Source organism: Paracoccus aminovorans (genome assembly GCF_001546115.1).
GTDB lineage: Bacteria > Pseudomonadota > Alphaproteobacteria > Rhodobacterales > Rhodobacteraceae > Paracoccus > Paracoccus aminovorans_B.
On the sequence record NZ_KQ955208.1, the window covers coordinates 553,862 to 562,400 of the forward strand.

At 66.3% G+C, this 8,539-nt stretch carries 7 protein-coding genes and 2 pseudogenes; 5 read left to right on the top strand and 4 right to left on the bottom strand.

Features of this window, described 5'->3' with window-relative positions; genetic code table 11:
• From ASV56_RS02855 to ASV56_RS02865, 3 genes are read right to left on the bottom strand one after another with little or no spacing between them, the layout of a single operon-like run.
• Entirely contained in the window at positions 1–1,473 is a 1,473-nt protein-coding gene (locus tag ASV56_RS02855; protein ID WP_062560712.1) for a carboxypeptidase M32, read from the bottom strand.
• The gene (gene ctaA / locus ASV56_RS02860; RefSeq protein WP_062560713.1) at positions 1,470–2,615 is read right to left on the bottom strand and encodes a heme A synthase; all 1,146 of its coding nucleotides are present in this window, start codon (positions 2,613–2,615) and stop codon (positions 1,470–1,472) included. The genes ASV56_RS02855 and ctaA overlap by 4 nt, the downstream gene beginning before the upstream one ends.
• A 52-nt stretch (positions 2,616–2,667) precedes the next feature.
• A complete protein-coding gene (locus ASV56_RS02865) occupies positions 2,668–3,411 on the bottom strand; it encodes an RNA methyltransferase (RefSeq protein WP_062560714.1) in 744 nt (247 codons plus the stop codon).
• A gap of 75 nt (positions 3,412–3,486) precedes the next feature.
• On the opposite strand from ASV56_RS02865, the gene ASV56_RS02870 reads away from it, so the two are divergent.
• The 4 genes and pseudogenes from ASV56_RS02870 to ASV56_RS24885 all read left to right on the top strand — a co-directional run bounded on the left by ASV56_RS02870 (position 3,487) and on the right by ASV56_RS24885 (position 6,987).
• Complete coding sequence (locus ASV56_RS02870; protein WP_062560715.1) at positions 3,487–4,098, top strand: thiamine phosphate synthase; 612 nt, start codon at positions 3,487–3,489, stop codon at positions 4,096–4,098.
• Between the two features lie 187 nt (positions 4,099–4,285).
• Complete coding sequence (gene guaA / locus ASV56_RS02875; protein WP_062560716.1) at positions 4,286–5,845, top strand: glutamine-hydrolyzing GMP synthase; 1,560 nt, start codon at positions 4,286–4,288, stop codon at positions 5,843–5,845.
• A gap of 189 nt (positions 5,846–6,034) precedes the next feature.
• Positions 6,035–6,313 (top strand): annotated as a pseudogene (locus ASV56_RS25020) (Arm DNA-binding domain-containing protein); the annotation flags it as partial.
• The gene (locus ASV56_RS24885) at positions 6,247–6,987 is read left to right on the top strand and encodes a tyrosine-type recombinase/integrase (RefSeq protein WP_437435915.1); all 741 of its coding nucleotides are present in this window, start codon (positions 6,247–6,249) and stop codon (positions 6,985–6,987) included. The pseudogene ASV56_RS25020 and the gene ASV56_RS24885, both read left to right, overlap by 67 nt.
• Here the strand turns inward: ASV56_RS24885 and ASV56_RS22455 are convergent.
• Positions 6,915–7,508 (bottom strand): DUF6088 family protein, encoded by a 594-nt coding sequence (locus ASV56_RS22455; RefSeq protein ID WP_082724714.1) that lies wholly within the window; start codon positions 7,506–7,508, stop codon positions 6,915–6,917. The two genes, ASV56_RS24885 and ASV56_RS22455, sit on opposite strands and share 73 nt — an antisense overlap.
• A gap of 91 nt (positions 7,509–7,599) precedes the next feature.
• Here ASV56_RS22455 and ASV56_RS02895 point away from each other — a divergent pair.
• A pseudogene (locus ASV56_RS02895) lies at positions 7,600–8,539 on the top strand (IS3 family transposase); the annotation flags it as partial.

Consider the following 8,539-nt stretch of genomic DNA (forward strand, 5'->3'; position numbering starts at 1 on the left):
TCAAAGCCGGTAGATGCCCGAGAATTTCTCTTCCAGATAGTCCAGCAGCGGCGCCTCGCTGATCTCGGCGCCGGTGGCGCGCTCGATCAGGTCGCGCGGCGGATAAAGACCGCCATGGCGCTGCATGTTCTCGCGCAGCCATTCCACCGCCGGATCGGCCTCGCCGCGCGCCAGCGCCGCGTCGAGATCGGGCACGGCGGCGCGCATGGCCGCGTTCAGGCAGCCGGCATAGACGTTCCCCAGCGCATAGGTCGGGAAATAGCCGAAAAGCCCGACCGCCCAATGCACGTCCTGCAGGACGCCATTGGCGGGCCGGTCCACGGCCACGCCGAAATCGTTGAGGAAGCGCGCGTTCCAGGCCTCGACCAGGTCGCGCGTATCCAGCCGGCCGGCGATCAGGTCGCGCTCCAGGTCGAAGCGCAGCATGATGTGCAGGTTGTATTGCACCTCGTCGGATTCGGTGCGGATGAAGCCCGGCGTCACCCGGTTGACCGTGGCATGGAAGGCATCCGCATCGGGCAGCGACAGCCCGCCGAAGGCATCCGACATGCGCTGATAGAGCCAGCCGGTGAAGGCGCGGCCGCGGCCGATCTGGTTCTCGTAGATCCGGCTCTGGCTTTCGTGGGCGCCCATCGAGACGCCGCGGCCCAGCGGCGTGAAGGCATAATCGGGGTCGATGCCCAGTTCATAGCTGGAATGGCCGACCTCGTGGATGGTCGAATAGAGGCAGTTGAACGGGTCGGTCTCGACCACCCGCGTGGTGATGCGGCTGTCCTGCCAGCGCCCCGAGCTGAAGGGGTGCACGGCGATGTCCATGCGGCCGCGGGTCCAGTCGTAGCCGAAGGCGGTGGCACAGGTCCGCGCCAGGCGAAGCTGGGTTTCCTGCGGGAAATGCCCGGTCAGCGGCTCGGGCTGATAGTCGGCGCCCAGCACGTCCTCGCGCAGCGCAACCAGGCGCGGGCGCATGGCGTCGAACAGCCGCGCGATCTGCGCCTGGGTGGCGCCGGGCTCGTAATCGTCCAGGAGCGCGTCGTAGAGGTCGCCGCCATCGGCCAGCGCCGCGGCCTCCTCGCGCTTCAGCATCAGGATGTCGCCCAGCACCGGCAGGAATTCCTCGGGCGCGTCCTTGGCCCGGGCCTCGGCCCAGACGCCCTGCGCCAGCGAGGTCTGCCGCGCCAGTTCCGTCGCCAGCCGCGCCGGAATGCGCGAGGCGCGGCGGAAATCGCGGGCGATCAGCTCGATGATGCGGGCGTCCTCAGCGTCCTCGGGCACCGCCTGGTCCAGCCATTCGCCGATGCGCGGATCGGTGCGCCGCTCGTGCAGCACCGATTCCATCGCCGCCATCTCTTCGCTGCGCTGCTCGGTCGCGCCGCGCGGCATCACGGTTTCCTGGTCCCAGCCCAGCCGTTCGGCGACCGAGGACAGCGCCTCGGTCTGGCGCTGGAAGGCGAGAAGATCGTCGAAGGCGCTCATCGGATGGTTCCCCTGACCGAGGTTTCATAAGGATAGCGCGCATGGTGGCGCGCGCGCAGGATCAGGGTGAAGAGTGCCACGGCCATGACCTGATGCGCCAGCGCCAAGGGCAGCGGCGCGGCATGGATCACGTTCATGATGCCCAGAAGCACCTGTACCGCCACCGCCGCGATCATCGCGAGATAGGCGCCGCGCGTCTGCGGATGCGGCGAGCGCCGGGCGCGCAGGAACACCACCAGAGCAAAGATCGCCAGCAGATAGCCCACCATGCGATGGATGAACTGCACCAGGGCCGGGTTCTCGAAGAAGTTGCGCCAGCCCAGGGCGGCGTCCCAGATCTCGGCCGGGATCCATTCGCCGCCCATGGTGGGCCAGCCGGTATACATGCGCCCGGCGTCGATGCCGGCGACCAGCGCCCCCAGCAGGATCTGCACGAAGGCCAGGTGCATCAGCCCGGTGGTCATGGAAAACAGCTTCGCCTCGCCCGCCCGGCGCGCGCGCAGCAGCGCCGCCTCAGAGCGGGAAAGCTGCATGACATACCAGGCGATGAAGCCCAGGATCGCGAACGCCAGCCCCAGGTGCAGCGCGAGGCGATAGGAGGCCACGCGCACCATCTCGCCCGACAGGCCCGAATGCACCATCCACCAGCCGATGGCGCCCTGCGCCCCGCCAAGCACACCCAGCAGCAACAGCCGCGGCACCCAGCCGGTCGGAATGCGGCGGGCGGCCAGGAAGCCCAGGAAGCCCACCGCCCAAACCAAGCCGATCAGCCGGCCCAAGAGCCGGTGCGACCATTCCCACCAGTAGATCTGCTTGAAGCCCGCCAGGTCCATGTCCGGATTCACCCGCTGGAACTGCGGGATCAGCTTGTATTTGTCGAACTCGGCAGCCCATGCGGCGGCGTCCATCGGCGGGATCGCCCCGGTCACCGGCTTCCACTCGGTGATCGACAGCCCCGAGCCGGTCAGCCGCGTGGCGCCCCCCAGCGCGATCATCGCCGCGACCAGCACGAAGATGACGATCAGCCACAGCCGGATCGCGCCGCGGGCGCCGCGATGGCCGGCGTCGATCATGCCGCCCGAGGGCTGCGTGGCCTTGGGGCTCGTTTCGGTGACTTCCTGAAAGACGGGGCGTCTTGCCATGTCAGCTTCCTTGTTCGAACAGGCGCGACCTTGGCCCGGGCGCGCCCGGAAATCAATCGGCGCGCCGGACCAGCTGGCGCAGCATGCCGTGGAAGATGCGCGTATCGGCCCGGGTCAGCGGCAGCCGCGACCACAGGTTGCGCAGCGTCAGCTTCATCGCCGGCGCCTTCTCGGCCGGGAAGAAGAAGCCCGCGGCCTCGAGCCGTTCCTCGTAATGGTCGGCCAGCTTCTCGATCTCGATGCGGGTGGCGGGCGCCTCGCCATCGGGGCGGCGGCCATGCGGGGCGGGCTCGGGCGGCAGGCTCTCGCGCGCCCATTCATAGCCGTTGAGCAGCACCGCCTGCGCCAGGTTCAGCGAGGGGAAATCCGGGTTCACCGGCACGGTGATGATGGCATTGGCGCGCGCCACGTCGTCGTTTTCCAGCCCCGCACGCTCGGGGCCGAACAGGATCGCGGTGCGGCCGCCCTGGGCATGGCGCTGCCGGGCATCGGCCATGGCGGTGGCGGGGGTCAGCACCGGCTTCGTCAACTCGCGGCCGCGCGCGGTAGTGGCATAGGCGTAATCGACGTCCGCCATGGCATCGGCCAAGGTCGGAAACACCCGCGCCCGGTCCAGCACCCGGCCTGCGGCCCCCGAGGCCATGGCCACGGCGCGCGGATTGGGCCAGCCGTCGCGCGGCGCCACCAGGCGCATGTCGGTCAGGCCGAAATTCAGCATGGCGCGCGCCGCCGCGCCGATGTTCTCGCCCATCTGCGGGCGCACGAGGATGATCGCGGGTTCCATGGGCGGGGCCATATCCTTCCCGGGAAGCACTGGCAAGGCGCGCGGCGCTGCGCTATCTGCTGGGGCGAACCTCAGGATGACAGCGCCATGACAGACCAACCGAATTCGCCGCAGCTCTATCTGATCACCCCCGTCGGCGCGGCGGCCTCGACGCTGGGGCCGATGCTTGCCGATGTCATGGACCGCTTTCCGGTGGCCTGCCTGCGCATCCCGGGCGCCGGCTCCGAGGAAGAGCTGGGCCGCATCGCCGACCTGGCGCGCGAGATCGCCCATGCCCGCGACGTGGCGGTGGTGATCGACGATCACGTGGCGCTGGCGCAGCGCCACGGGCTCGACGGCGTGCACCTGACCGACGGCGCGCGCTCGGTGCGCTATGCCAGGAAAGAGCTGGGCCAGGACGCCATCGTCGGCGCCTTCTGCGGCGCCTCGCGCCACGACGGCATGAACGCGGCCGAAGCGGGGGCGGATTACGTCAGCTTCGGCCCCTGCGGCGCCTCGGCGCTGGGCCATGGCGCACCGGCCGAGCTGGACCTGTTCCAATGGTGGTCCGAGGTGATCGAGGTGCCGGTGGTGGCCGAAGGCGCGCTGACGCCGGCCCTGATCGGCCAGCTGGCGCCGGTCAGCGACTTCATCGCGCTCGGGCCCGAGATCTGGTCCGAACCCGATCCGGTCGAGGCGCTGGGGCATCTCTGGCGCTGACGGCGCCGGCGGCATGGTCGGCATGGGTATTTATGCAACAAAGAAGGCGATTGGTTCCGATTGGATGGCACCGTCGGCTCAGGCGCGACGACCGGCCTTCTTTGTTGCGAAAATACCCCTGCGGCGCTGCGGCCGGCGATGCGTCAGCCCTCTTGCGAAGCGCATTGCCGCAGCCTAAAGCCTTGCCATGACCCAGCATCAGCGCCTTCTCATCATCGACTTCGGCTCCCAGGTGACGCAGCTTATCGCGCGGCGCCTGCGCGAATTGAACGTCTATTGCGAAATCCATCCCTTCAACGCGGTGGATGACGCCTTCCTGAACGCTTTCGCCCCGCAGGCGGTGATCCTGTCGGGCGGTCCGGCCTCGGTCACCGAAGCCGGCTCGCCGCGTTGCCCGCAGGCCGTGTTCCAGATGCGCGTGCCGGTGTTCGGCATCTGCTACGGCCAGCAGGTGATGATGGAGCAGCTGGGCGGCCGCGTCGAATCCGGCCATCACGCCGAATACGGCCGCGCCTTCATCGCCCCGGCCGAGGGCCACAAGGGCGACGGCATCTTCGCCGGCCTGTTCGATACCGGCCGCGAGGAAGTCTGGATGAGCCATGGCGACCGGGTGACGCAGCTCGCCCCCGGTTTCGAGGTCATCGGCACCTCGCCCAATGCCCCCTATGCGATGATCGCCGATGAATCGCGCGGCTTCTATGCCGTGCAGTTCCATCCCGAGGTGCACCACACCCCGAACGGCCGGCGGATGCTGGAGAATTTCGTCCGCATGGCCGGCTTCACCGGCGACTGGACCATGGCCTCCTATCGCCAGGAAGCGATCCGCAAGATCCGCGAGCAGGTCGGGACCAAGCGCGTCATCTGCGGCCTGTCCGGCGGCGTCGACAGCTCGGTCGCCGCGGTGCTGATCCACGAGGCGATCGGCGACCAGCTGACCTGCGTCTTCGTCGACCACGGGTTGCTGCGGCTGAACGAGGCCGAGGAAGTCGTGACCATGTTCCGCGACACCTACAACATCCCGCTGATCCATGCCGACGAGGCCGACCTGTTCATCGGCGCGCTCGAGGGCGTTTCGGACCCCGAGGTCAAGCGCAAGACCATCGGCCGCCTGTTCATCGACGTGTTCCAGAAATACGCCAACGGGATCGAGGGTGCCGAATTCCTCGCCCAAGGCACGCTCTACCCGGACGTGATCGAATCGGTCAGCTTCTCGGGCGGCCCCTCGGTCACCATCAAAAGCCATCACAATGTCGGCGGCCTGCCCGAGAAGATGGGGCTGAAGCTGGTCGAGCCGCTGCGCGAGCTGTTCAAGGACGAGGTGCGCGCGCTCGGCCGCGAGCTGGGCCTGCCGGAAAAATTCATCGGCCGCCACCCCTTCCCCGGCCCCGGCCTCGCCATCCGCTGCCCGGGCGAAATCACCCGCGACAAGCTCGACATCCTGCGCAAGGCCGATGCGGTCTTCATCGACCAGATCCGCAAGCACGGGCTCTACGACGAGATCTGGCAGGCCTTCGTCGCCATCCTGCCGGTGCGCACCGTGGGCGTGATGGGCGACGGCCGCACCTACGACTATGCCTGCGCGCTGCGGGCGGTGACCTCGGTCGATGGCATGACGGCGGATTACTATCCCTTCACGCATGAGTTCCTTGGCGAAACCGCAACGCGGATCATCAACGAGGTCAAGGGCATCAACCGCTGCACCTATGACATCACCTCGAAGCCGCCCGGCACCATCGAGTGGGAATGATTCAGACCCATCTGAACGCCGCCAATGACCGCCGATTGCCCTCCGTAATGCGCTGAAAATAAATAAATTTATCCCGCCATCTCTCGCCGTCAATCACCGGGCAAGCCTCGTGATCGACGGCGGAGCGGACGGTATGGGGCGTTTTGTGACATCGCGGAATTGCATATACCGTCATGGTCTAGAGAGCTTGTGACGGTATTTTTAGGGGCTCTGGCTTTTTTGAACGATCCAGGAGGGTCCGGCGCTTACCGATGCAGCAATCAAGACACTGAAACCAAAGACAAATTACACAAGATCTCTGACCGTGACGGTATGTATGTCGTCGTGAACCCGTCGGGCACCGTCATGTTCCGCTATGACTACCGTATGCACGGTCGACGCGAGACCTTGACCCTCGGCCGATACGGGCTGGCGGGCCTCTCTCTGGCCCGTGCGCGGGAGAAGCTGATCGACGCGCAGCGTTCGAAGGGCGGTCACCCGCCCAGGAGAAGCAGCGCGAGAAGCGCCGCGTCAAGGAAGCAAAGAGCTTCGGCGAGTTTGGCGAACGCTGGCTGCAAGAGCACCGGATGGCCGAAAGCACGCGCGCGATGCGCCGCTCGATCTACGAGCGGGACATCCTGCCGACGTTCCGCAATCGGCTACTGACGGAAATCACGCCCGAAGATCTCCGCGCGATGTGCGACAAAGTGAGGAAGCAGGGAGCGCCGGCCACGGCGGCGCATGTTCGTGACATCGTGAAGCTGGTTTTCGCCTTCGCGAAGCTGCACGGGAGAAGGTGCCGAACCCCGCCGAAGAGGTCGGGCCGGCGTCGATCGCGACGTTCGTTCCCAAGGACCGCTCTCTCTCTCTCGCCCGCCGAAATTCGGGTGATGCTCGGCCAGCTAGAGCATGTGGCGACTCTGCCGACCATCCGGCTCGGCTTGGCCGTCGTCCCCTTTGGCAGCCCGAAGACACGCCTGAGGGTCCAGCAGACCCAGAAATCCTTTTCGATGATCGTGTCGGTGACACCCCGGCCGGCACCAGTCTCCCCGAAAAGGGCGGCGCGGTTGTCAGCGGGAGCAGGGCGACCTTATCCATCGATATCGGCCATCGCTCCGTTGGCGATCGAGACGAGGGTAGGCCGCATCCAGGCCGGAGCCTGAAAGGCGGTCGAAGCCAGTGTCTTCTTGTCGATGGCCGACAGCCGGCGCGCGGCGACTTGCACGACGTCGGCCGCCCGCACAGGGCCAACATGGCGAAGGGCCTGAACGACCGTTCCGGCAGGGCTTCCGGGGGCGATGAGATGCTTGGGCGAGGCGTGACGAAGATCAACGACGCGCTTGCCCAGCACGACGCGCCGGGAGGGACCGTCGGTCAGGTAAGTGCTTTGGGCCGGGACCTGTGTCGAAAGGCCAAGTGCGTTCGCCGCCCGCGCGCCGGCGATCTGAACCTGCGAGCCGGTCTCCCGGGCGAGCGCCTTGGCGACATCGTCGGGAGCGGGAGAGAGCGGGCCGAGCTTCGGATGCAGCTTGGGGAAGTCATAGAGTCCACGGGCGAGGCGGCGAAGCTGACCACTCTTAACCAGCCGGGACAGCGCTTGATCGATGGACGGGCGAGCGGCGACGGCGAGGAAGTCGCTGGGCGTGAAGACGCTGCCGCGCCCGCTTGCGCGGACACGTCTCATCACTCGATCAGGAACGGATGCGGTCTGGAGTGCCCCCACTGAAGTGGTCCACCCACTGGGATAGAAATATCCTGTTCAGGAGGACCATCAGATGGCAGGCAAGCGAGACAAACCGGAAGACATCGTTCTGAAGCTTCGACAGATTGAAGTGCTTCATGGACAGGGAATGGCAATTTCCGACGCGGTGCGGCAGATCGGCGTGACCGAGCCGACGTATTATCGCTGGCGCAAGCAGTATGGCGGCATGAACCGGGATCAGCTGAAGCGTCTCAAGGAGCTTGAGGCGGAGAACCAGCGGTTGCGGCGCGCGGTGTCAGATCTGACCTTGGACAAGATGATCCTGAGCGAGGCTGCACGGGGAAACTTCTAAGCCCTTCGCGCCGTCGCCAGTGCATTGACCATGTGCGGCAGGCGCTCGGCATATCCGAGCGCCGCGCCTGCCGCATCCTCGGGCAGCACCGCTCGACGCAACGCAAGGTTCCTTGCGGCGCCCCGGACGAAGAACGGCTGACGGAAGACATCATCACGCTCGCTCGCACCTACGGGCGATATGGCTATCGGATGATCACCGGATTGCTGAACAACGCCGGTTGGCATGTAAATCATAAACGCGTGGAACGGATATGGCGGCGTGAAGGGCTGAAGGTCCCGCAAAAGCAGGCAAAGAAGGGTCGGCTCTGGTTGAACGACGGGTCCTGCGTCCGTCTCCGGCCGGAGCACCCGAACCACGTCTGGTCCTATGATTTCGTTCAGGACCGGACACATGACGGACGGCTGTTTCGGACGCTCAATATCATCGACGAATTCACGAAGGAGGCGCTGGTGATCCGTGTAAACCGCAGGCTCAATTCCACCGACGTAATCGACGCCCTGACGGATCTGTTCATCTTGCGTGGCCCGCCTGCGTTCATAAGGTCCGACAATGGCGCGGAATTCATTGCCAAGAAGGTGCAGGGCTGGATCGGCGCAGTTGGTGCCAAGACCGCGTTCATCGAGCCGGGTTCACCCTGGGAGAACGGGTATTGCGAGAG

Bases quoted from the DNA above. Each gene is read 5' to 3' on its own strand.
- ASV56_RS02855 (WP_062560712.1), bottom strand. From the start codon at position 1,473: ATGAGCGCCTTCGACGATCTTCTCGCCTTCCAGCGCCAGACCGAGGCG.
- ctaA (WP_062560713.1), bottom strand. From the start codon at position 2,615: ATGGCAAGACGCCCCGTCTTTCAGGAAGTCACCGAAACGAGCCCCAAG.
- ASV56_RS02865 (WP_062560714.1), bottom strand. From the start codon at position 3,411: ATGGCCCCGCCCATGGAACCCGCGATCATCCTCGTGCGCCCGCAGATG.
- ASV56_RS02870 (WP_062560715.1), top strand. From the start codon at position 3,487: ATGACAGACCAACCGAATTCGCCGCAGCTCTATCTGATCACCCCCGTC.
- guaA (WP_062560716.1), top strand. From the start codon at position 4,286: ATGACCCAGCATCAGCGCCTTCTCATCATCGACTTCGGCTCCCAGGTG.
- ASV56_RS22455 (WP_082724714.1), bottom strand. From the start codon at position 7,508: ATGAGACGTGTCCGCGCAAGCGGGCGCGGCAGCGTCTTCACGCCCAGC.